The sequence below is a fragment of the Vibrio ostreae genome, from assembly GCF_019226825.1.
GTDB lineage: Bacteria > Pseudomonadota > Gammaproteobacteria > Enterobacterales > Vibrionaceae > Vibrio > Vibrio ostreae.
In genome coordinates, this window is record NZ_CP076643.1 from 1,510,973 (window position 1) to 1,532,551 (window position 21,579).

Here is a 21,579-nt window from a genome sequence, read left to right on the forward strand (position 1 = left end):
ATCCTCAAAAAACATAGATCAATTTTTATGGTTCGGCACGAAAACTCATACCGAGCGGAATCTGTTTAAACTGTCGTTTGGGTATCAATGCCTGTCTGAGGTTTCACTGTGTTCTATCGACACAAATATTGGCCTGAATATCGGCTAAAAGGCGTCTCGGGACGCGAATTTCGGGCAAGTTTGCTTTCTTGCTCTTGCTGTATTTTTTTGACGGCTATCAAATTTTTTTGTTAGTCCGACATTATATAGAGCTAAATGCGCCACGCAAGCCAATAATCACAGCTCGAAAGCGACACCAATAGATGAAAAAGCGGCCCATAACCCGGACCGCTGCAACTGATTTCAGCCAATATCATCAGGCATTTTTAAACGCTTTCATCGCCTGGAGATGATGGGAAATCTTCTTGAATTTGTGTGACTGGGCATCATCCCAGATGATCTGATAGTAATCTTGTAATTCAGCGGCTGTCTGACTGTTATCCAGTCGTTCATCATTGCGTGACAGCACCACCAGACAGCGACCTTTATTCTTAACCCGATACTGCTCAACACACTTGGTTGCGATGTCGTCGTACTCTTCCGGACGATCAATACGACCGACCATGTTACGTTCCGGATGCAGATTCGGGTTGAATATTACCTGTTTAATACCACACAGAAAGCCGATACGTTCAGACCAGTAGCCCCCCAGGCCAACACCACAAATGAGCGGATGCGGATCATCCGACTGCTCGATGGCTTTATGGACCTCTTTGAGCAGATGCTGCATATCATGTTTGGGATGTAAGGTACTGTAGTTGATGAAACGTACATCGTCGTCGATGAACTGAAGTTGCAAAACTTTCTCGTGGTTTCCCGGGCTGGTTGAATCAAACCCATGCAAATAAATAATCATACTATCCCCCAATTCCCTTAAGGCTTTAATCTACCACGAAAAGTAAGGCTTTGATGAATCTTTTACCGGATTGACGGCGCAAAGCCCGCAAAGCGTGATCCTATCAACAGAACGTTTCCTGCAAATGACACGCCTGTCGGTAGTACTCTTCATCACCCCACAACTGGTAAGCGAGCAGATACCACAGCAAAGCCATCATATTGGTTCTTGGCAGCCAGGCTTTCACCCCGCTGACCCACTTATCGACATCTTCAATTTCACGCAGCTGGCAATAACGGAACACCGCATCGAGTATCTTCTCTCCTGCCACATTGATGCTTAATGCCAAATCGAGGCGCGGATCGGCAATCCCGGCATACTCCCAGTCAATCACCTTGTAACCTGATTCGGTTTTGACCATGTTATAGCCCGCCAGATCAAAGTGACACAGGCACTGGGCAACCTCAGCCAGATTGGGGGGATTACGCCAGTCCTCATATAAGGCCCGGACTTGCTCCGTTTTCAGCTCTGGCTTTATCTGCATCCAGTAGTGATCAACCCGGGCGGTAAAACTAAACGGCACCACCGGAATATGATTGATGGCCAGTTCATGAATACGCGCCTGCATACGCAGCAGGCCATCAAAGGAGGGCTTATCGGTAAGCGAGTCACCTTCTATCCATTCCACCAGCAATCCCCACTCGTTGACCAGCATTGCGGCCGGACTGAGCTGGCTGGATTGGATAGCTTTAAGAATTTGGTATTCCTGATAACGGGAAATAGAAAAGGCTTTGGTGATGAGTGTCGTCGGCCGCCAGACATACGCTTTGCCTTGCGAACAGACCACTTTCCAGCAGCGATTGGTGAGGCCGCCTGTCAGCGTTTGCGCGTATTCAGGCGGAAAACTAAAAAAATGAGTCAACCCTTGCAGGGTCGGATCCAGCTTGCATGCTTCTTTCCATGACATTCTTGCCATGACTCACCTCATAGTATTCAGTCACCGGGTTACTGACGGTTTACAGTCCGAACAGACTCTTAGACTGCTGTTTACGAATTTCGGTTTCGTCTGCCCATTCAATCAGGCCAGTCTTCAGATCCATCAGACGCATGGTCATTTTGTAGTAAACGTCTTTGTCACTACCGGCATTTTTCACAATGCTCGACAGGTTGCCGTACAGCATGTATTCCGCGCCGACCATTTTACCAAACTGGATAGCGGTGCTCTGGTTGACCAGTTCATCATTGTTCTGGAACTTGAGCTGATCACGAACTGATTCGACACGGCCCATATCAACAAAACGGAATTTACCCGAGTTGAGAAGCTTAGTGCTGATAGTGTCAGTCACAGATTCGGTATCGATATGCTCACTGGTTTTGTTCTTAATCCGTTCAACAAACACAATCGGACGAGAATCACGGGTAATGGCGGCCACTGAGCCTGACATCATCATGCTGTCGACCATGTCCGCCGCTATTTTTTGCAGATCGGTAGAACCAAAATCCGCAGTAACGGTTTCAACCGCTTGTGCATCACCATAGCTGACTCGGTTAGCACAGCCACCTAACAGCATTACCAGACCCAGCAATGCAATAACACTTTTTTTCATGACGCTTCCTCTAAACTTAAACTACAAATTAATCATTTGCTGCACGAATTTGGACCCGGAACTGAGTACCGTCCGGTTTAACCGACACTTCAGACAGCGACACTGTTTCTTCACCATGGATCACGATCTGTTTCCAGGCACCAGGCTGAGTGTTCACTTCCAATCCCTGAGCGTCATACCAGTAAAAGCGGTATTGCAGATTCTGATCACCCCGGTAATTACTCAAAAGACGAACCACACCCCGGGTATGCCCGTTAACCATGCTGGATGAGATATCTTCGATATGCAGACGTCCGGCCAGAACGTTATCTCCGATCAGCACTCGCTGAGTCGCGCCGTCCACCCGTAAACCTGCGGTATTATCGGCACAGCCCAGTAGAGCCAGAGCGGCCAATACACTGACAAACCAATTTTTCATCACAATCTTCCCAGTTGTTTATGCCATATTGTGGCGTTACGCCCCTGACGCGACAGCCACACCAAGGTTGTACCCTGTTGCGGTACATTGAAAGTATAGGTACGCCCTTCCACCTCGAGAACTTGCTCACCAGCCGCAACAGTTTGCTCTGTCGCATTCACTGCCGCAGGCAGCGTCAGCCAGCTACGCGTATCCGGTTGCTCGGTTAGCGTGTTGAAGACGTTAAAGAGCAGATTGCCAATGCCGTCACCCTTGGTCGTTTCTTTACGAACCTGATCTTTGGCCACCACGCGTAATGCCTGACGAATCACCATTTTGGGCATGCGTTCGGACAAATCACGTTGCGCCATCAGATCCACGTCGGTCAGCCGCTCACTGTTCAGCGGCTGCTTATTCAATATTAGCGGTGCAAATTGAGACCGTGACTGCTTGGGATAATACGGTAACGCTATAGAGTACAACGCGGTATTGCCCCGGCTGTCAAAAAGCGGTAAAGATAAACGCCAGCTGTCGAGTGCCTGCACCACACCTTGTTCATCCAATACAATGACCCGGCCCTGTTGTTGCGACAAGGACGACACATCACCATAACGTGCTTTGAGTTGTTGCAAATCCTGCTGCATACCCAAGCGCCTGGCCACGCGCAAAGTGCCGTCGATCACCGCCCGGTTATCGGGTGCGACTGCCAGTGCGCGCCGGTAATCAACATAGGCGTTATTCGGGTCGTCCGCAGCCTCGTACAAAAGCGCCGATAAATAGAGCAAATAAGCGTTTTGTACCGCCTGCAAGGTTTTACCACCATCCGGATAACGGGCCAGCACACTACCAAGATTAGGCGTAACGCCTTTCTCTTCCAGCTCCTGCTGTGCCTGCTCAAGTTCGGCTTCACGAGTTTTACGCGCCTGTTCCTGCACTTGATTAGCGCGGCGCACTTCCACCAGAGCATCTTCTAAACTGTTGTTTTGAATATAGTTCAAACCCAAATAAAGATGCAAAAAACCCAGTTCATAATCAGCCGGCGTGTAGCTATTCAAGTTATCATTCACCGCCAGAGACCCAATACTGCTGGCGCTCTCACTCAGTGAAATGGTGGCTTGCTCCTGCTGCTCTCTGACTGCCTGATCCGACAGCTCTAATGCCGCCTGACTGTCCGGATACTGTTGGTTAAGAAAATAAACCCGGCCTTTTTCCAGGTTGTCCAGAATGCCACCGGCGACATAATCAGGCAGCTCTTCGCTCGCCTGCTGATAATCACCCGCTTGCAATGACTGGTAGAGATCTGAATTTTGCGCGCTGTAATGACTGAACAGATTGCCGGCGGTGAAATTGGCACAGGCACTGAGACACATACAGCTAAGCGAAACCGTCAGGTGTCGTAAATCAAACTTCACTGCACACTCCGCTTTAGGAAATGAAGACGGTTACCCGACTGGTACGGGTAACCGGCCGGAATTAGCTCATCAATAGCGGTCCTAGCGGGCGGCCACCCACCAGGTGCATATGAATGTGGTAAACCTCTTGGCCACCGTGTGAGTTACAGTTGACCAGCAGGCGATAGCCATCTTCGGCAATGCCTTCCTGCTCGGCAATTTTTTTTGCCACGGTAAACATACGGCCCAGCGCCAGTTCGTCAGCTTCCTGTACCTCGTTGACCGTCGGGATCAGTTTGTTCGGGATGATCAGCACATGGCTTGGTGCGCGCGGATTGATGTCACGAAACGCCGTCACTAAATCATCCTGGTACAGGATATCAGCCGGAATTTCTTTGCGAATGATTTTGCTAAAAATTGTTTCTTCAGCCATGAAGGTCTCCACCAGACGTGTTTGCAATAATCGTTGTTGGAATGAGTATGCGACAAGGCGGATCAAAGCTCAATAATAAACACTGTTCAGTTAACAGAAACCGAGATTGCTTTACACAAAAAACTGCTTTTGTCGCCCCGATCATGAAATGTGCGCGTCTCAATTCATAGAATGTGACTCATTTTATTAATTTTTAGACAGTTTTTCTGTCTTTGTGAGACTTCAGAACATGAATGTAACAAGGGAGAGACGTATGCAAGGTTCAGTCATCAGGCGCATGTACGCCGGCTTTGCAATCATCATTGTAATGTTTGCCGTCACGGTCGCCATTATGATGAGCGGTATGAGTCAGATTCATGCCAATTTTGAGGGCGTGTCCAAAACCGCCTTACCTTTAGTTTCACTGTCGAATAAAACCAGTGTTCAGTTGCTGACTGCCGACAAATCTTTCAAAGATTTTCTGACGACCCAGGATGCCGGACGCATGGTCAGCATGCGTCAGGATTTCGATAAAGCCAAACAGGCTTTCAGTCAGGTATTGGGGCAACTGGAACAGGCCAGCGCCAGTCACCCTGATCTGCAGGAAAAAATGAATGCCCTCAATGCGCTGGAAACCCGTTACTTCAGTGAAGCCAATGATGCGATGAACAACTATCAGGCCATGTTTGCCGCTCAGAGCAAAGTGCAAAAATCGGTGCGTGAATTCCAGCGCCTGCATTCAGAGCTGAGCACTGGTATGAAGGAATACGTGGATGATCAAAGCAGCATTTCCGTTAAGGTGATGGCCAAAAGCTATTTCATCAAGCTCAAAGATGCCGAGCTGATCACGTCTGATGCGTTGGCCAGTTCAGATATGGCGTTTGTCGACAGTGCGGTACAAAAAAATAATAAAGCCGTCAGTCACCTTAACTACGCCTATCGCGGACTGACCTCACAACTGCCTGAACTTAAAAAAGTATTTGATGAACCGGTAAAAAAATTCACTCAGGATATCGGTGAGAAAGGAGGTGTTCTTGACCAGCACAACGAATATCTCAAAGCCCGTGCGGCTCTATACGCCAATATCACCAACCTGGCCAGGGAAGTCGACAATGCGATGGCACTGCTCGACAGCTTTAACCAGAGTGCTTCACAGGATCTCGACCGGGCCCTGGCTGATGCCGGCCAAGTCTATCAGCAAGGCGTTTACAAAGCCGTTGGTATCGGTTTGCTTGTGGTCCTGGTGGCAGGCGCTATCGGTTACCACATCGCAAGCAGCGTTCGTTCACCACTCAAACAGATCCTGACCACACTGGAAAGCCTGACAGAAGGCGATATGACTCAGCGCATTCGCATCACGCATAATAATGAGTTCGCGCGCCTGAGCCGTCATATCAACTCGCTGGCTGACAGCCTGCAAGATATTCTGCTTAAGCTCAATGACGCGTCCGATAACCTGACCAAAACGGCAGGACACAACCAGGCCACCTCACAGCACGCGCAATCGCAACTCAACAATCAGCGTGAACAAACCGCCAATGTAGCGACGGCAATGACCCAGATGGCGCACTCAGTCCAAGAAGTCGCACAAAGTGCACAAAGCTCGTTGCAGATGGTGCAGCAAGTCGAAAACGCGGCCCAGTCCGGTCGTCAGGTGATGAGTGATAACATCAGTACCGTCAAGCAGCTTGAGGTCCGCCTGAATGACTCGGTGGCAGCAGTGACCGAGTTGCAGAACATGAGCAGCCAGATTGGTTCCATTCTGGATGTGATTCGCGGCGTAGCCGAACAGACCAACCTGCTGGCTCTTAATGCGGCGATTGAAGCAGCGCGTGCGGGTGAACAAGGGCGTGGTTTTGCCGTCGTGGCTGATGAAGTACGGGTACTGGCGCAACGCACTACCGACTCAACCACTGAAATCGAAAACATGATCAGCCGGTTACAAAGCAGTTCGAATGCAGCCAGCCAGGTGATTGAAAGCTGTAAACAAGGCATGGAACAATCGGTACATCAGGCCTCCAACGCCAACAGCACCATGGAAGAAATTCAGGCTCTTATCATGGAGATAAGCCAGATGAGCACCCACATTTCCCAGGCCGCGGCGGAACAGAGTGATACCACCAGCGATATCGCGCAACGCATTGAGGATATCAATCATATTGCGGACGAAAGCTTGCAGGCCATGAGCAACATCGCACACACCAGTGGCGATCTCACCCAACTGGCAGGGCAGCAAAGTCATCTGGTGCACAGATTCAAGCTTTAGACAATTCCCCGTTGGTTTTGTAAGGACCAGGTCAATTATCGCTATCAAGGGTGACTTTTATCCGCAGTCACCCTTGTTTTTTGTGTGGGGGATCGTTATATGAATAGTATGGCTTGCATCACGCTTTTGCTCTACCTATTCCAAAAATTTCGCAAGCCAAACATGAGGATAACGTATGGCCGTTCATGTTGGCATCATAGATCAGGATCCGGTTCGCCTGATCACTCCGTTACTGGATAACCGAACCCAGAGTCGTCATATCGTCTTTATTGGCGACAATTCGCAACAAACCATGTATCAGCGGTTGCACGCCGTATTAACTCAACGCGGCATCACGTCTGAATTCTTTGAAATTTCCAACGGCTCTAATATCTCCGAAATCAAGGCTTCAATTAAACACTTAGCGGAAGATCTTAAACAACGCAATCTGGAAGTCCGGCTTAACGCCAGTTGTGGCTTACGCCACCGCCTTTTATCCGTCTATGAAGTGTTCCGCACTTATCACTGGCCAATTTTTGTTGTCGAACCAAGCAGCGACCGTTTGTGCTGGCTCTATCCGGATGGCAACAAAGATACCCAGGTGCAGGATCGGATCACCATCTCTGACTATCTGACCATCTTTGGTGCGCGCGGCGAATTCAGCGAGCACAACCTGCCTCCGCAACTTGACCAGAAGCTGTATGAACTGGGCGAACGCTGGGCGAGCAACGCACTGGAATTGGGTCCGGGCCTGGCCACACTTAACTATCTTGCCACCACGTGTCGTAAAGAGCAGTGCCTCGATGTCGAGTTATCAGAAAAGCAACAAGGCTATCGTGAACTCAACATGTTGCTGACCGATCTGGTCGAGGCGAAGATCGCGACCTATGAGAATGGCATTCTGACCTTTGCGAACGAAGACGCCCGCCGCTTCTCTAACGGTGAATGGCTGGAAACCCTGGTTCATAGCACGGTACGCCAGATTCAGGACGACTTGCCAACCATTCAGGATCGCTCTCTCAACGTGCAGGTCTATCGCCAGCTTGGGGAACGCGAAGTACGCAACGAACTCGACGTCGCCACTGTCGTGAACAATAAGCTGCACATCATTGAATGTAAGACTAAAGGCATGCGTGATGACGGTGACGATACCCTGTATAAACTGGAATCGCTGCGTGATTTGCTTGGAGGTCTGCAGGCAAGAGCCATGCTGGTCAGCTTCCGCCCGCTGCGTTATAACGATATCACCCGCGCCGAAGATCTCGGCCTGGCACTGATTGGCCCGGATGAACTGAAAGATCTGAAAAACCATCTCAAAAACTGGTTTATGGCCGCCGGCGGCAGTGAAGACCTTTAATCGTCTTCAAAGTCGCAAAGTTAGCTGCGCGGCATCGATGTGCGTAAACCAAAACAAAAAGCCCGCGTTGATCGCGGGCTTTATTATGTGTATCGATGACAGCTCAGATAAACTCAGCTGTCATCTTCTGTAAAGCTCGATGGCAGCGTGGTCTTCATCTGGTTCCAGACCTGTGCGCTGGCAATACCGTACTGACGAATCAGATTTGGCAGTTGTTCGCGATCACCGCTCTCACATACGTCCAGCAGATCACGATAAAAACGCAATGCCAACTGGCGCGCTTCCGGGTTAGAGAAGTAGTAACTGCCTACCCGGTCGTAAAGCTTTCTCAAGCCGTTAAAAATCAGGCCGTAAATTTGGTTTCCTGAGTGGAACGCCAGACGCTGGAACAACATGTAATCGTAGAAGTTAAACGTTTTAGCCAGCAGCAGTTGCTGACGTTTCTCTTCATCTTTCTCACCGTCATCTTTAACTTGCTGTAGAATCTTCTCTGCATAAGGTGACGAGGCGATAAACTCATCCCAGGATTCAGACGCAACCAGCGCTTCACAAGATTCAATCACAGTGTGAATGGTACGAGCACTGTTTTCCTTATTTACTTTAAAAGCATAACGCATGAAAATCGGGCTGATGTTAGTACGAGCCGCCAGTAAGTCCTCAACGATGTTGGTCGCGTTATCCACGTCCAGCGTCATTAAGGTATCCAGAATATGCAAACCTGACGTTTCCATAAACTGGTTTACTTTGGTCGGTTTGCCGTGCTGGATGGTCAGCCATCCATCGCGAGCCAGACGCTGTAGCACTTCACGCAGCGTGGTTCGTGTCACACCAATCAATTCGGAGAGCTCTCGCTCGGCAGGCAGAATGGAACCCGGTGGAAAGCGACCATTCCAAATGCTTTCAATAATGTATTTCTCTGCAAAGCCTGCTGGGCTTTTTGCCTTGATGACCATTAAGTACTTATCCAGTTTTCTATTTTTTCGGGTCGAATGGCACTCATCATACCACTAGTTTTCATCCAGCGGAAACAAACCATTGGTAAACTGGTAACAACCGCTCAAATAGAGTAAAAACTTTATATGCACTTGATTTCGCTCAAAGTAAGCCCAATTTGCTCACAAAACAGCTGGTTAAATTTGTTTCAGAATGTATCAAAATAAAGTTTGTTTCACATTTAGTAAATATATAAAGAGAACTTGCTCACATAACTATTTTTTATTTATTTCAAAATAAACTTACTGAAAAGTGGTATTTTTAATCAGCTAAATGATATTTACTCAAACCTGCTCTTGCTCTAGCCTGCTCAATGAAATTTTCCGATGCTTTGTGTTATGCTAACGTCGCTTCAAACGATCTTTACTGCGAAATAGTTGAGGTAGGTATAGCATTTCGACCTTGATTATTGACTAAAAAACCGCCCGCTGTATTGTTGCTGACAACGTAAGGAAAGCGTATTTTTAGGGAATGACGGTTCAGGCAAAGAGGCAAAACTCGGCCATTTCTTGTTCTAAGTCATTGTTGATAAAGATTTTTGTTTAGACTTTCATCAGACGTTACTGCACAATTAAATGTGCAGCTACAGAGCTATGTCTATCTATAACTAATTTAAGAGTAATCACCATGCCCATGTCGCTTGGAAGCGCATTTATCAAAAATTTCTTAGGTAAAGCGCCAGATTGGTACAAAGTTGCCATCATCGCCTTTCTGATAATAAACCCGATCGTTTTCTTTTTAATAAATCCCTTTGTTGCCGGCTGGTTATTAGTCGCGGAATTTATTTTCACCCTGGCGATGGCATTAAAATGTTATCCGCTGCAACCTGGTGGTTTATTAGCTATCGAAGCCGTTGCGATTGGCATGACCAGTCCGGAGCAGGTAAAACACGAACTGGTTGCCAATATTGAGGTGCTGCTGTTACTGGTATTCATGGTAGCGGGCATCTACTTTATGAAGCATTTACTGCTGTTTATTTTTACCAAAATTTTACTTGGGATCCGCTCAAAAGCGATTTTATCGATCGCCTTTTGTGTGGCTGCCGCCTTCCTGTCAGCCTTCCTGGACGCGCTGACTGTTATCGCGGTAATCATCAGCGTAGCGGTAGGTTTCTACTCAATCTACCACAAAGTCGCTTCCGGACGGCCGTTTAACCAGCCCCATGACCATACTCAGGATGAACAGATCCCTGAACTGACTCGTGATGATCTTGAAAACTACCGTGCCTTCCTGCGTTCGCTGCTGATGCACGCTGGTGTCGGTACTGCACTGGGTGGCGTGACCACTATGGTTGGCGAACCGCAAAACCTGATCATCGCAGACCAGGCTGGCTGGTTTTTCGGTGAATTTCTGGTGCGTATGGCTCCGGTTACCCTGCCGGTATTTATCTGTGGTATCGCAACCTGCTTCCTGGTCGAGAAGTTCAAAGTATTTGGTTACGGCGCTAAGTTGCCGCCAAACGTACGCAAGATCCTGATCGACTTCGATACAGAAGAGCGTAAAACCCGTACTAAACAGGATGTGGCAAAACTGTGGATTCAAGGCCTTATCGCACTCTGGTTGATCCTTGGCCTGGCGATGCATTTAGCCGCCGTGGGGCTGATTGGTCTGTCGGTGATTATTATGGCCACCGCGTTTACCGGCGTGATTGAAGAGCATTCACTGGGTAAAGCGTTTGAAGAAGCCCTGCCATTTACGGCTCTGCTGGCGGTCTTCTTCTCTATTGTGGCTGTGATTATCGATCAGGGACTGTTCAAACCGATTATCGATGCAGTTTTGCATATCCAGGACAACGAAACTCAGTTAGCGCTGTTTTACATCGCCAACGGTCTGTTGTCGATGGTCTCGGATAATGTGTTCGTCGGTACTGTGTATATTAACGAAGTGAAAACCGCGATGATGGAAGGCGTGATCTCACGCGACCAGTTTGACTTACTGGCGGTCGCGATCAATACCGGTACCAACCTGCCTTCTGTGGCTACACCGAATGGCCAGGCAGCGTTCCTGTTCCTGCTGACTTCAGCCCTGGCACCGCTCATCCGTCTCTCTTACGGTCGCATGGTGATCATGGCTCTGCCTTACACTGTGGTACTGACCTTGGTAGGCTTAGCCGGTATCATCTACCTGGTGGAGCCGATGACAGCACAGTTCTACGATTTGGGCTGGATTACTCATCACAGCGTGCCGCATATGGAAAGCGTTGTCTCCAGCGGCCATTAAAAATTGATTGAATAGGAAACTATTCCAAGATACAAAGCTCTGAGTAATCAGAGCTTTTTTATTATTATCCAAGGACTGTCCTGTGAATATTTTATCGAGCCTTAAAACCTTTTCTGAAACTCGTCTGGCCTGGCTGTTACTGCTGCTGTTTGTGGTCTTTTTTGAGGCCTGTGCCCTGTTCTTCCAGCATGTGATGATGCTGGCACCCTGTGTGATGTGTATCTATGAGCGTATTGCCATGCTCGGCATCGGAGCTGCCGCACTGATTGGTTTGGTTGCACCGCAGAATCCGGCTATACGCTGGATCGGATTAGCCGTTTGGGGCGGCAGTGCATATTCCGGCCTCAAACTCGCTTTGCAGCATGTCGATTACCAGTTTAATCCATCACCGTTTAAAACCTGCGACCTGTTTGTTACGTTTCCGGACTGGGCACCGCTCAACCAATGGGCGCCGTGGATGTTTGAAGCGTACGGCGATTGCAGCAAGGTAGTATGGCAATTTTTAAGCCTGTCTATGCCACAATGGCTGGTGATCATTTTTGCCGCCAACCTGGCAGCCGTGGCACTCTTTATCGTGGTGCAATACGCCAAACCAAAACGCTGAGCAGCTTGATAAACAGATGTTGCTTGAGACCAGAATGACAAAAAGGCGCCGGATGAGGCGCCTTCTTTATTTGCTCAGAATTTTTATTGGCTCAGAATCAATGATCTGCAGCGATAGGGCTAACTCAGTCGCGGGGCGGCGCCGGAGCCAGAACCTCGCGGTTACCATTGTGACCTGGCGCGCTGACAATCCCCTGCGCTTCCAGCTGTTCTACGATACGCGCGGCACGGTTATAACCGATTTTGAAGCGGCGCTGAACACCGGACACTGAACCACGGCGGGTTTCCACCACGTGCTCGACCACCTGGTCAAACAGCGGGTCCACTTCTTCGTCACTCTCCATTTTTTCACCAGGCAACAAACCTTCCGGCCCTTGATCGCCATTGGTAATTTCAGTGATGTAGTTAGGTTTACCGCGTGCTTTCCAGTTATTCACCACCGCATGCACATCATCGTCTGAAGCAAACGCACCATGTACCCGAACCGTATGGCTTGAGCCAGGCGGTAAGTACAACATGTCACCCATGCCGAGCAGTGATTCTGCCCCACCCTGGTCAAGAATAGTACGCGAGTCCGTCTTAGTTGATACCGTAAATGCAACCCGGGTCGGAATGTTGGCTTTAATCAGGCCGGTGATCACATCCACTGACGGGCGCTGGGTCGCCAGAATCAGGTGAATACCGGCTGCACGAGCTTTCTGAGCCAGACGGGCAATCAGCTCTTCGACTTTCTTACCCACCACCATCATCAGATCAGCAAACTCGTCGACCACGACCACAATATAAGGCAGTTTCTCCAGCAGTGGCGCTTCAGGGTCCATGCTGTCACCAGGCTGCCACAATGGGTCATGGATCGGATGACCCGCTTCAGCTGCCATTTTAAGCTTGTCGTTGAAGCCTTTAATATTACGCACGCCCAAAGCAGACATCAGCTTGTAGCGGCGCTCCATCTCGCCCACACACCAGCGCAGGGCATTGGATGCGTCTTTCATGTCAGTCACCACCTCAGACAGCAGGTGCGGAATCCCTTCATAAATCGACAACTCGAGCATTTTCGGGTCAATCATGATGAAACGCACATCTTCCGGCGTGGATTTGTACAACATACTCAGGATCATCACGTTCACACCAACCGATTTACCGGATCCCGTGGTACCTGCCACTAATACGTGCGGCATCTTAGCCAGATCGGCCACCACAGCTTCGCCAGCGATATCCTGACCCAGTACCACAGTCGTTGGTGATTTAGACTGCTCAAACTGCGGGCTGTTAATCACGTCTGACAGATACACGGTCTGGCGGCTCATATTCGGCAGCTCAAGGCCAACGTATGGCTTACCGGGAATGACTTCCACCACCCGTACCGCCATCGCGGACAGAGAACGTGCTAAATCCATCGACAGACTGGAAATACGGCTAACTTTAACCCCCGGAGCCAAATCCAGCTCAAAACGGGTGATCACCGGACCAGGGAAGATATCGACAACCTCAGCCTGGATCTTGTAATCAGCCAGTTTGGACTCCACCAGACGGGCAATCTCTTCCAACGCTTCGCGGTCAATAAAGTCTTCCCGCTTTTCCGGATGATAGAGCAGTTCCAGAGTCGGCATCGGTTCAGCCGGCTTAGGCAGATTGACCTCTTGCTGAACCAGGAACGGGTTCTGTTTGCCGGCCATATTAGCCTGGGCCTCAGAGACCATAGTCTGGAAGGCTTTCACATCCTGATCCTGGTCGTCGTCCTCTTCTTCCAGCCACTCAGGTTGAGAGTCCTCAGCAGCATCCTGGTAGTCAGCAGACATCTCAGGCTGTTGCGACTCTTCGTCATCCAGCACATCAAAATTAGAAATCGTCGGCTCAATATGCGCGTCATCCTGCTCGACATCAGCGATGGTTTGATCGAATTCCTGCACATCAACGCGAGGTGCGCTGAACGGCTCTTCCTCAATGACAGGCTCTGCGGTGTATGCAGCAGGCTGTGACTGCACCGGCTCAGTTTGGTGCTCTTGGTTCACTTCATCCCAAGGCAAGGTATCGTCTGCCCAATCATCCTGCTCGCGGGCAGCAAATTCCAGCTCTTCAATCGTAGAACCCAACTGAGCCGTGCGCTCCGGCTCATCGGAGTCATCCTGCGCGTAATGGTAAACCGGTGCCGGCTTGCTCACAGGCTGAGCCTGAGCTGGCTGGCTTGGCGCTGGCTGCACTTTACGGACCGCAGGTTCGCTGCGTTCCGGCATATGAATATTAAAGCGGCGTTCATTGTCTGAAGCCCGCGGCGAACTAACCTGCGCTTGTGGCTCAGGATTCGCTTGTCGGGCAGGCTGCGCGCTCAACATCGGCTCTGACTTGCCGGCGAGCGGATCCGCCACTAAATCGTCGTCTTCTGAATCAAATCCATCCAACAAATGGTGATCGGCAGCAAAGGCAGGTTCACTGCGCTCGTCGATTCGGGCAGACATCAGCTGCGGTGAAACCAGTTCATCTTTTTCACCGCGCATGCGATTCAACAGACGATTAAAACCACGGATGCTCGCCTCACCAAGACGCTCAACAATACTCAGCCAGGAAATACCGGTCAGCAGAGTGAACCCCGCGCCCCACAGAAAAAGCAGCGCCAGTGTCGTGCCAAGCACGTTCAGAGTCGGCAGAGCCAGGCTGGAGAGTACATCCCCGACCACGCCACCGGAAGAGAAATACCAGATATCGTCAAAGTTGATATCCGCTAAGCCGCAACTGGTCAGCATCAGAACCACTAACCCCAGCAGGCGGGTACCCCACAACATAAAATCGATGTTTTCATCGGCATCGCGGTTACGCAGCAAAATCCAGGCTGTTGCGGTCAGGATGACCGGCAGCGGATAGGCCAGTGAGCCAAAAACAAAAAACAGGGTATCAGCCACCCAGGCACCGACGATACCACCGGCGTTCTGGATATCTGAGCCCCAGGCCGTTTGCGACCAGGAAGGATCCGCCGGATTGAAAGTCAACAGGGCGACAGCAAGAAGAATAGAAGCCAATACGGCCAGAATCAGACCGCATTCACGTAGACGTTGTGCACCATTGAGGCGAGAAGACTGAGGCTCTTCACTCGTCTTAATAATGGTCTCAACTTTATTGTTGTTCTCTTTGAACATAAACCAACTTGACTATGATGATGGCCAACCTGGCTAACACTATACGCAGGTTGGTCTGGTGAAAACAGTCCGAGCGGCAAAAGCCGCTCGGTTTGTTCGAAGATTTAACCATATCAAGCACAAAAACCCAATTGTACAAAGTCAGAATGTGGCAAGAAGTACCACTATTCTGACTTTTACTCTTTAGCGGGTCTTGATAACAAGCTGGTTAGTCTGCTTCACTTCTTCCATAACCACGTACGTACGCGTGTCGTTTACACCCGGCAAACGCAGCAGCGTATCACCCAGCAGTTTACGATACGCGCCCATGTCGGATACGCGAGTCTTGAGCAAGTAGTCGAAATCACCCGATACGAGGTGGCATTCCTGAATATCATCCAGTTTTTGAACCGCAGTATTAAACTGTTCAAATACATCCGGAGCACCACGGTTCAGCGTAATTTCGACAAACACCAAAAGCGAAGCATCAAGATATTGCGGATTCAGCAATGCTGTGTAGCCCGTAATATAACCCTGACGTTCTAAACGACGAACGCGTTCTAAACAGGGTGTTGGCGAAAGACCAACACGTTTAGACAATTCAACGTTCGAAATGCGACCGTCTTTCTGCAATTCATTCAAAATATTGCGATCGATACGGTCTAGATCCTTGGACGGCCTTTTATAGTTGTCTGCCATTTTTTATTCCACCTTATTACTTCCTTGCAAAAAAATATACTACAACTTTTTAATATTCGGTATCAAATCCCACATAACGCTGACTATACTAGCAATAAATTCGATACAAAAACCTGCTGATAGTCAATACAACCACGTAAAGATAAGGAGTCAGGATGATCATTGGCGTACCGAAGGAAATCAAAAACCACGAGTATCGTGTGGGCATGATTCCGGCAAGCGTGAGAGAAGTGCTCTCACACGGCCACCAAGTGTTTGTCGAAACAAACGCCGGAGCCGGTATCGGCTTTTCAGACGATGATTACATCGCCGTAGGCGCATCCATTCTTCCTACTGCCGCCGACGTTTTCACGCAGGCAGATATGATTGTAAAGGTTAAGGAACCTCAAGCTGTCGAACGAGCTATGCTCAGAGAAGGACAAATATTATTTACTTATTTGCACCTCGCTCCAGATTTTCCACAAACTGAAGAGCTAATCAAGAGCAAAGCTGTCTGCATAGCCTACGAGACTGTAACAGATAATATGGGTCGCTTACCACTATTAGCACCAATGTCTGAAGTCGCCGGGCGCATGTCTATTCAAGCGGGTGCACTTGTACTCGAAAAATCACGCGGTGGCAGTGGATTATTACTCGGTGGCGTCCCGGGTGTCGCCCCGGCCAAAGTGGTTATTCTCGGTGGTGGCGTCGTGGGTGCCAACGCGGCGCGCATGGCCATCGGTCTGCGTGCAGATGTGACGATTCTCGACCGTAATATCGATGTATTACGCCATCTTGATCAAGAGTTCCAGGGCCGGGCCAACGTGGTTTTTTCTACTGAAGATGCCATTGAACACCATGTGCTGAATGCTGATCTGGTTATCGGTGCGGTCCTTATCCCGGGAGCGGCAGCGCCCAAACTGGTGACTGAGCAGCATATCAAGGCCATGAAGCCTGGCTCTGCGGTAGTTGATGTCGCAATCGATCAGGGCGGCTGTTTTGCCACTTCCCACCCGACCACCCATGCCGACCCGACGTTTATCGTCGATGATGTGGTGCACTATTGTGTCGCCAATATGCCCGGTGCGGTCGCGCGGACTTCAACCTTTGCCCTCAATAATGCAACCCTGCCCTATATCATCAAACTGGCTAACCTGGGTTACCAGCGTGCACTGAGCCAGGATCCCGGCTTCCTCAAAGGGTTGAATGTGATATACGGGAAAGTGACCTGTCAGCAGGTCGCCGAAAACTTTAACCTCGACTACGTAGACCCGGCACGTGCGCTGACCATGATTAGTTAAACGAATGCGGTTCAGTTAAGCAAAAACAATTCAGCTAAACGACGACGCTCCTGCCGCAATGGAACGGCAGGAGCGTCGCGTTATTCGATAAATTAGTTATTAATTATGAGAAAAAAATCTGACAAGCCGGCTTCATTACCCGGACTTAACGGCATGGATCAGGATATTACGCGGCGTTGTGGCCCGGTCGCAGAATTCGCTCAGGGTTACCTGGTAACCTTGCTCGTTCAGGTAAAGCGCTTTATCCAGCACTAACCACATTTCCAGCAAACGTCTGAATCCCTGCTGAACCAGACTCAGTCGTTCCATTAACCAAAAGCGCTGCTCACCACGCTGCTGATAGCCCGCATAATCGACCTCAGGCAAACTAAGCTGTTTTTGCTGCGCCGCCCACTGGCAGAAAGCTTCAAAGCCTGCACTCAACTGAGATTTTTTAATGCTCGGCACAGGCAGGTATTGCTCCATGCTCAGTTCATACCTGAGCAGTTCATCCAGTCCGAGCCGATAACTCATCTCAGCAAAACGGTGACGTCGTACCCGTTCGCCTCCAGTGACCGTTTCCTGAAGCGGAATACGCAATTCGCTCCGTGAAAGATGCAGAGCTGAATTCCGGGCGAATTGTGATAGTGGCTGATACGTTTCATCTTCAATCAAATGGTAACAGCACGGGGATAAGGTAATCGCACTCAGTGATGCCCGGCTGGCATATTGCATCAGACGAACATGCAGATCGCCGCAGGCGTGCAACGCCACCGCGTGCTGCTGCCGATGAAAAACGGCCTGACTCGCGCCATCAAACGCATCGCCCTGAATAAAGTGCATCTCCAGTTGCAGTGCGTCCGCGTCTGCCTGACCACTCTCACACAGCGCTTGCTGAAACTCAAAACTGGTCACGCGCTGCTGACTGTTTTGTGCCAGCACCCGGCCCAGATAACCTTTACCGGAACACCACTCCAGCCACTCACTACCGTGATGGTGTGCTAACGCTGCCCCGCCCATTAACCGAACCTGATCGTATTTACGGCCCGGAACACCCTGCTCAATAGCGGTCAGCTCGGGCGCACTGTGCTGAATCTTGTGCAGTGCCGTCAAAGTATGGAAATCAGTAAGATTGGCAATAAACGGCGCCAGTTGCTCAATCAGCGTATCCGGCTGCGCTTTGAACGTCTCTATCTGGCGCTCAGAGAGGCCAAGTAACCACTCTTTCAGCTTTGGCTCTGACCACGGCAGTGCAGGCTCTGCACTGTGATGAAATGGCTCGAAACGCCAGTAATTCTGGGTATGAGTCAGAAAGGTATCGAGCTGTTGAAATAGAGTTTGCATACGCATCGGTGTCGCCTTGCCGCAGGGAACGCTATTGTATGAATCCCGGCTACAAGATCAATCATTGCACCGCACAATCCGCACGGCGGTCGTTGACGAGCAACGATAATCGTAAACCAACCCATTCAATTGTTCGTAAACCAACTCAGTACTTAGCAAACTAATCGTCAACGTACCGGCAGGTCGATGTCGCGGAACATCTCTTCAATCTCGGCACCCGATTTAAGTGAAATGGCTTGTTCAACCACAGGACGAGTCAGATGAGGGGCAAAACGCTCCATAAAATCAAACATATAAGAACGCAGGAAAGTACCGCGACGAAAACCGATACTGGTTACGCTCGGACCGAAGATATGGCTGGCATCAATCGCAACCAGATCTTTGTCCTGCTCTTTGTCCACGGCCATACTGGCAATCAGGCCGACACCAATCCCCATGCGGACATAGGTTTTAATCACGTCAGCATCGGTGGCCGTGAACACGACCCGCGGACTGAGACCAAAACGGTGAAACGCGGCATCCAGCTCTGAGCGGCCGGAAAAGCCGAACACATAAGTCACCAGCGGGTAAGCGGCCAGATCAGCGACACTGACCAGCTCCTTCTTTGCTAAAGGATGGTCTTTGCTGACCACAATCGCACGATTCCAATGATAACAAGGCAACATAATGGCATCCTGATACAGGTGCATGGCCTCGGTCGCAATGGCAAAATTGGCGCTGCCTTTGACTATCGCTTCTGACATCTGCGCCGGACTGCCCTGATGAAGATGCAGCGAGACTTTCGGATAGCGGGCAGTGAACCCCTTGATGACGCCCGGCAGCGCATAACGGGCCTGAGTGTGGGTGGTGGCAATATTTAAGGTACCCATTTCAGGATGGGTGTGTTCACCGGCCACCGATTTAATACTTTCCACCCGCGACAAAATCTCAGTTGCGATTCTGACAATATCTTCGCCGGCCTGGGTTACCTGAGTCAGGTGCTTACCACTGCGTTCAAAAATCTGGATACCCAGTTCATCTTCCAGCAAGCGAACTTGCTTACTGATGCCGGGCTGAGAGGTATAAAGACTTTCGGCGGTAGCTGATACGTTCAGATTGTGATTGACCACTTCAACAATGTATTTCAACTGCTGCAACTTCATAACCGACCCTGTAGATTTTGAGCGACGCACGTCATCGCAAATTCATAGTTTATAATTATTAGTTATAACGCGTTGAGAACATAATTCAAAGAGGAACGGCGAAATTGTTTTTGAAAACACTGCCCTTTTCGAGCAACTGAAGAAAAAACTGCCACCGGGCACCCAAAGTTACCAATCCGTTAAAGCGTCTGCGCAATAAACAGACGATAATACGATTTATAAAATTGTTGGTGTAGTAGAAAGTTAGGATAGTGTATCCTTTGTCAATAGGCCTTTGAAAATGAAGACACGGATTATATGAATATCGGTTTAATTATCGCTCTGATTGCCATCTTATTGGTGCTGGTTTTGGGCTATAACATCATGCTTCAGTACAAAGTCAAAGTTGAAACCGCGAAGAAGCAAGAGTCATCCCGTTACCTGACCATCATCGATGCCACTGAGGATCTCATCGGTAATGCGCACCATTTGCCCTACAGCAAAGAGTTATTGGTGTGCCTTAACAACCGGATTCTCGACGCACTGCAAAACATGTACGAACTCGACCCGAAGAACAAGCAACTGGCGCAGCGCATCGAGAACATGAAGGAGCAGATCAACAATCTGCAGCAAAATCATTCCGGCAGTGAGAGTACAACCTTTAAAGTGCCAAGCAGCGATAAACAGGCGATTGTGATGCTCAAACTGGTGAAGCGTCTGCGCGATACTATTCGCAGTGAACACAATAAAGGCCGTTTTGAAACCCAGGCCTATGTGGCAGAAAATGCACGCCTGGAGACCATTCAAATTCGCATCAACATCGAGAACGTGATTAAACGCGCCAACGACTCGATTGTGCGTGGTCAGCCAGGAACAGCAGTACAACTGCTGCGCAAAGGCCTTGATGTTCTGAGTTCGAAGAGCGACAGCTACTCGGTACAGGCTCGGGAAAAGCTGCAAACCATGTACGACGATCTCGAAAAACGTCGCCAGAGCAAAAATGCGGCGGATTTGGAGAAGAAAGAAGAAAGCGAACGCCAGCACGACATGGACATGCTCTTTGGCGAAAAGAAAAAATGGTAATATACTAGCCGTTTTCGAACCGATTAATTAACACAAAGGTCGCCAAGGCGGCCTTTGTTATTGTTGCGACCATGATAAATACCCCTGCGATTGAAAAACTTCTCGAGCCTATCCATCAGTTTCTGCATTGCGAGACCCCGGTTGAATGGATAGAGGAAGCGCGTAAGCCGGACAACCTGCCGGTCATTCTGCTTGATCACCTGATGTGTGAGCTCAAGGCAGGCCAGTCAGCCATGTATCTGATTCGTAAGTATGCGGTAGACCAACAGAGCCAGCACTCGCTGCTCGACTGGTTTAAACCTTATGAAGACTTTACCTACCGCAACATTGGCAGCATTGAGACGCTGAAAGGCAAAAGTCAGATCTCCAAGGCCATCATGGCCAAATCAGATTCGCCCTACAGCCAGGAGCTGATTGATAAGATGGTATTACTGATCAAAGAAGAATTGCACCACTTCTATCAGGTACTGGAAATCATGCACAGCAGAGGCATCAGTTACGAATCAATTCCGGCCAGCCGCTACGCCAAAGGATTGCTGTCGCATATGAAAACCCATGAGCCGCAAACCCTGATCGACAAACTGATCATCGGTGCGTACATTGAGGCCCGCTCATGCGAGCGCTTTGCGCGCCTGGCACCTCACCTCGATGATGATATCGCCAAATTTTATATCTCGTTGCTGCGCTCAGAAGCGCGTCATTATCAGGATTACCTCAGTCTGGCTGAGCAGATTGCCGGGACAGACATTTCACAGCGCATTGCCTATTTTGGCCAGATAGAAGCAGAATTGATTCGCTCGCCGGACAGTGATTTTAAATTTCACAGCGGTAAGCCAGTGTTAAACTGAGGCCTGTGTTCAACAG

18 protein-coding genes are annotated in these 21,579 nt (G+C 49.6%); 7 read left to right on the forward strand and 11 right to left on the reverse strand.

The features are described from left to right. Positions 1 to 355: 355 nt before the first annotated feature. From ycfP to hinT, 6 genes are all read right to left on the reverse strand, one after another. The gene (gene ycfP, locus KNV97_RS12935) at positions 356 to 895 is read right to left on the reverse strand and encodes an alpha/beta hydrolase YcfP (RefSeq protein ID WP_136484230.1); all 540 of its coding nucleotides are present in this window, start codon (positions 893 to 895) and stop codon (positions 356 to 358) included. Positions 896 to 998: 103 nt separating this feature from the next. Further along, complete coding sequence (locus KNV97_RS12940) at positions 999 to 1,850, reverse strand: phosphotransferase (protein ID WP_218563294.1); 852 nt, start codon at positions 1,848 to 1,850, stop codon at positions 999 to 1,001. A gap of 40 nt (positions 1,851 to 1,890) precedes the next feature. Next, entirely contained in the window at positions 1,891 to 2,481 is a 591-nt protein-coding gene (gene lpoB, locus KNV97_RS12945) for a penicillin-binding protein activator LpoB (protein ID WP_136484232.1), read from the reverse strand. Between the two features lie 28 nt (positions 2,482 to 2,509). Continuing rightward, a complete protein-coding gene (locus KNV97_RS12950) occupies positions 2,510 to 2,899 on the reverse strand; it encodes a YcfL family protein (RefSeq protein WP_136484233.1) in 390 nt (129 codons plus the stop codon). After that, on the reverse strand, positions 2,899 to 4,248 hold the full coding sequence (locus KNV97_RS12955) for a COG3014 family protein (RefSeq protein ID WP_256612995.1): 1,350 nt from the start codon (positions 4,246 to 4,248) through the stop codon (positions 2,899 to 2,901). The genes KNV97_RS12950 and KNV97_RS12955 overlap by 1 nt, the downstream gene beginning before the upstream one ends. 103 nt (positions 4,249 to 4,351) lie before the next feature. After that, on the reverse strand, positions 4,352 to 4,702 hold the full coding sequence (hinT, locus tag KNV97_RS12960; protein WP_136484235.1) for a purine nucleoside phosphoramidase: 351 nt from the start codon (positions 4,700 to 4,702) through the stop codon (positions 4,352 to 4,354). 253 nt (positions 4,703 to 4,955) lie between these two features. Here hinT and KNV97_RS12965 point away from each other — a divergent pair, with 253 nt between their 5' ends. Together KNV97_RS12965 and KNV97_RS12970 are read left to right on the forward strand one after the other, a co-directional pair. Then, a complete protein-coding gene (locus tag KNV97_RS12965; RefSeq protein ID WP_218563296.1) occupies positions 4,956 to 6,947 on the forward strand; it encodes a methyl-accepting chemotaxis protein in 1,992 nt (663 codons plus the stop codon). Positions 6,948 to 7,122: 175 nt separating this feature from the next. Further along, the gene (locus KNV97_RS12970; RefSeq protein WP_136484237.1) at positions 7,123 to 8,283 is read left to right on the forward strand and encodes a DUF1887 family protein; all 1,161 of its coding nucleotides are present in this window, start codon (positions 7,123 to 7,125) and stop codon (positions 8,281 to 8,283) included. A gap of 113 nt (positions 8,284 to 8,396) precedes the next feature. Here the strand turns inward: KNV97_RS12970 and fadR are convergent, their stop codons facing one another. Next, positions 8,397 to 9,236 carry a fatty acid metabolism transcriptional regulator FadR gene (fadR, locus tag KNV97_RS12975; protein ID WP_218563297.1) on the reverse strand — a complete coding sequence of 280 codons (840 nt, stop codon included), beginning with the start codon at positions 9,234 to 9,236 and terminating at the stop codon, positions 8,397 to 8,399. Between the two features lie 667 nt (positions 9,237 to 9,903). On the opposite strand from fadR, the gene nhaB reads away from it, so the two are divergent. Further along, positions 9,904 to 11,496 carry a Na(+)/H(+) antiporter NhaB gene (gene nhaB, locus KNV97_RS12980; RefSeq protein WP_136484239.1) on the forward strand — a complete coding sequence of 531 codons (1,593 nt, stop codon included), beginning with the start codon at positions 9,904 to 9,906 and terminating at the stop codon, positions 11,494 to 11,496. An 82-nt stretch (positions 11,497 to 11,578) separates the two neighbouring features. Continuing rightward, positions 11,579 to 12,100 carry a disulfide bond formation protein DsbB gene (dsbB, locus tag KNV97_RS12985; RefSeq protein WP_218563298.1) on the forward strand — a complete coding sequence of 174 codons (522 nt, stop codon included), beginning with the start codon at positions 11,579 to 11,581 and terminating at the stop codon, positions 12,098 to 12,100. Between the two features lie 124 nt (positions 12,101 to 12,224). Here dsbB and KNV97_RS12990 read toward each other — a convergent pair whose 3' ends face one another. Together KNV97_RS12990 and lrp are read right to left on the reverse strand one after the other, a co-directional pair. Further along, a complete protein-coding gene (locus KNV97_RS12990; protein WP_218563299.1) occupies positions 12,225 to 15,230 on the reverse strand; it encodes a DNA translocase FtsK in 3,006 nt (1,001 codons plus the stop codon). A gap of 183 nt (positions 15,231 to 15,413) precedes the next feature. Next, positions 15,414 to 15,908, reverse strand: coding sequence for a leucine-responsive transcriptional regulator Lrp (gene lrp, locus KNV97_RS12995; RefSeq protein WP_004726475.1), 495 nt, complete (start codon positions 15,906 to 15,908; stop codon positions 15,414 to 15,416). A 155-nt stretch (positions 15,909 to 16,063) separates the two neighbouring features. Between lrp and ald the strand changes: the two genes are divergently transcribed. Continuing rightward, positions 16,064 to 17,188 (forward strand): alanine dehydrogenase, encoded by a 1,125-nt coding sequence (gene ald, locus KNV97_RS13000; protein ID WP_136484242.1) that lies wholly within the window; start codon positions 16,064 to 16,066, stop codon positions 17,186 to 17,188. Between the two features lie 135 nt (positions 17,189 to 17,323). Here the strand turns inward: ald and KNV97_RS13005 are convergent, their stop codons facing one another. Together KNV97_RS13005 and cysB are read right to left on the reverse strand one after the other, a co-directional pair. Continuing rightward, positions 17,324 to 18,511, reverse strand: coding sequence for a methyltransferase (locus KNV97_RS13005; protein ID WP_218563300.1), 1,188 nt, complete (start codon positions 18,509 to 18,511; stop codon positions 17,324 to 17,326). A gap of 167 nt (positions 18,512 to 18,678) precedes the next feature. Next, positions 18,679 to 19,653, reverse strand: a complete 975-nt coding sequence (gene cysB / locus KNV97_RS13010) for an HTH-type transcriptional regulator CysB (protein WP_136484244.1) — start codon at positions 19,651 to 19,653, stop codon at positions 18,679 to 18,681. A gap of 297 nt (positions 19,654 to 19,950) precedes the next feature. On the opposite strand from cysB, the gene KNV97_RS13015 reads away from it, so the two are divergent. After that, positions 19,951 to 20,715, forward strand: a complete 765-nt coding sequence (locus tag KNV97_RS13015) for a DNA repair protein (protein WP_136484245.1) — start codon at positions 19,951 to 19,953, stop codon at positions 20,713 to 20,715. Between the two features lie 71 nt (positions 20,716 to 20,786). Continuing rightward, entirely contained in the window at positions 20,787 to 21,563 is a 777-nt protein-coding gene (gene miaE, locus KNV97_RS13020; protein WP_218563301.1) for a tRNA isopentenyl-2-thiomethyl-A-37 hydroxylase MiaE, read from the forward strand. Positions 21,564 to 21,579 lie beyond the last annotated feature (16 nt).

Coding starts and splice junctions, on each gene's coding strand:
- ycfP (WP_136484230.1), bottom strand. CDS start 895: ATGATTATTTATTTGCATGGGTTTGATTCAACCAGCCCGGGAAACCAC.
- KNV97_RS12940 (WP_218563294.1), bottom strand. CDS start 1,850: ATGGCAAGAATGTCATGGAAAGAAGCATGCAAGCTGGATCCGACCCTG.
- lpoB (WP_136484232.1), bottom strand. CDS start 2,481: ATGAAAAAAAGTGTTATTGCATTGCTGGGTCTGGTAATGCTGTTAGGT.
- KNV97_RS12950 (WP_136484233.1), bottom strand. CDS start 2,899: ATGAAAAATTGGTTTGTCAGTGTATTGGCCGCTCTGGCTCTACTGGGC.
- KNV97_RS12955 (WP_256612995.1), bottom strand. CDS start 4,248: ATGTGTCTCAGTGCCTGTGCCAATTTCACCGCCGGCAATCTGTTCAGT.
- hinT (WP_136484235.1), bottom strand. CDS start 4,702: ATGGCTGAAGAAACAATTTTTAGCAAAATCATTCGCAAAGAAATTCCG.
- KNV97_RS12965 (WP_218563296.1), top strand. CDS start 4,956: ATGCAAGGTTCAGTCATCAGGCGCATGTACGCCGGCTTTGCAATCATC.
- KNV97_RS12970 (WP_136484237.1), top strand. CDS start 7,123: ATGGCCGTTCATGTTGGCATCATAGATCAGGATCCGGTTCGCCTGATC.
- fadR (WP_218563297.1), bottom strand. CDS start 9,236: ATGGTCATCAAGGCAAAAAGCCCAGCAGGCTTTGCAGAGAAATACATT.
- nhaB (WP_136484239.1), top strand. CDS start 9,904: ATGCCCATGTCGCTTGGAAGCGCATTTATCAAAAATTTCTTAGGTAAA.
- KNV97_RS12990 (WP_218563299.1), bottom strand. CDS start 15,230: ATGTTCAAAGAGAACAACAATAAAGTTGAGACCATTATTAAGACGAGT.
- lrp (WP_004726475.1), bottom strand. CDS start 15,908: ATGGCAGACAACTATAAAAGGCCGTCCAAGGATCTAGACCGTATCGAT.
- ald (WP_136484242.1), top strand. CDS start 16,064: ATGATCATTGGCGTACCGAAGGAAATCAAAAACCACGAGTATCGTGTG.
- KNV97_RS13005 (WP_218563300.1), bottom strand. CDS start 18,511: ATGCAAACTCTATTTCAACAGCTCGATACCTTTCTGACTCATACCCAG.
- cysB (WP_136484244.1), bottom strand. CDS start 19,653: ATGAAGTTGCAGCAGTTGAAATACATTGTTGAAGTGGTCAATCACAAT.
- KNV97_RS13015 (WP_136484245.1), top strand. CDS start 19,951: ATGAATATCGGTTTAATTATCGCTCTGATTGCCATCTTATTGGTGCTG.
- miaE (WP_218563301.1), top strand. CDS start 20,787: ATGATAAATACCCCTGCGATTGAAAAACTTCTCGAGCCTATCCATCAG.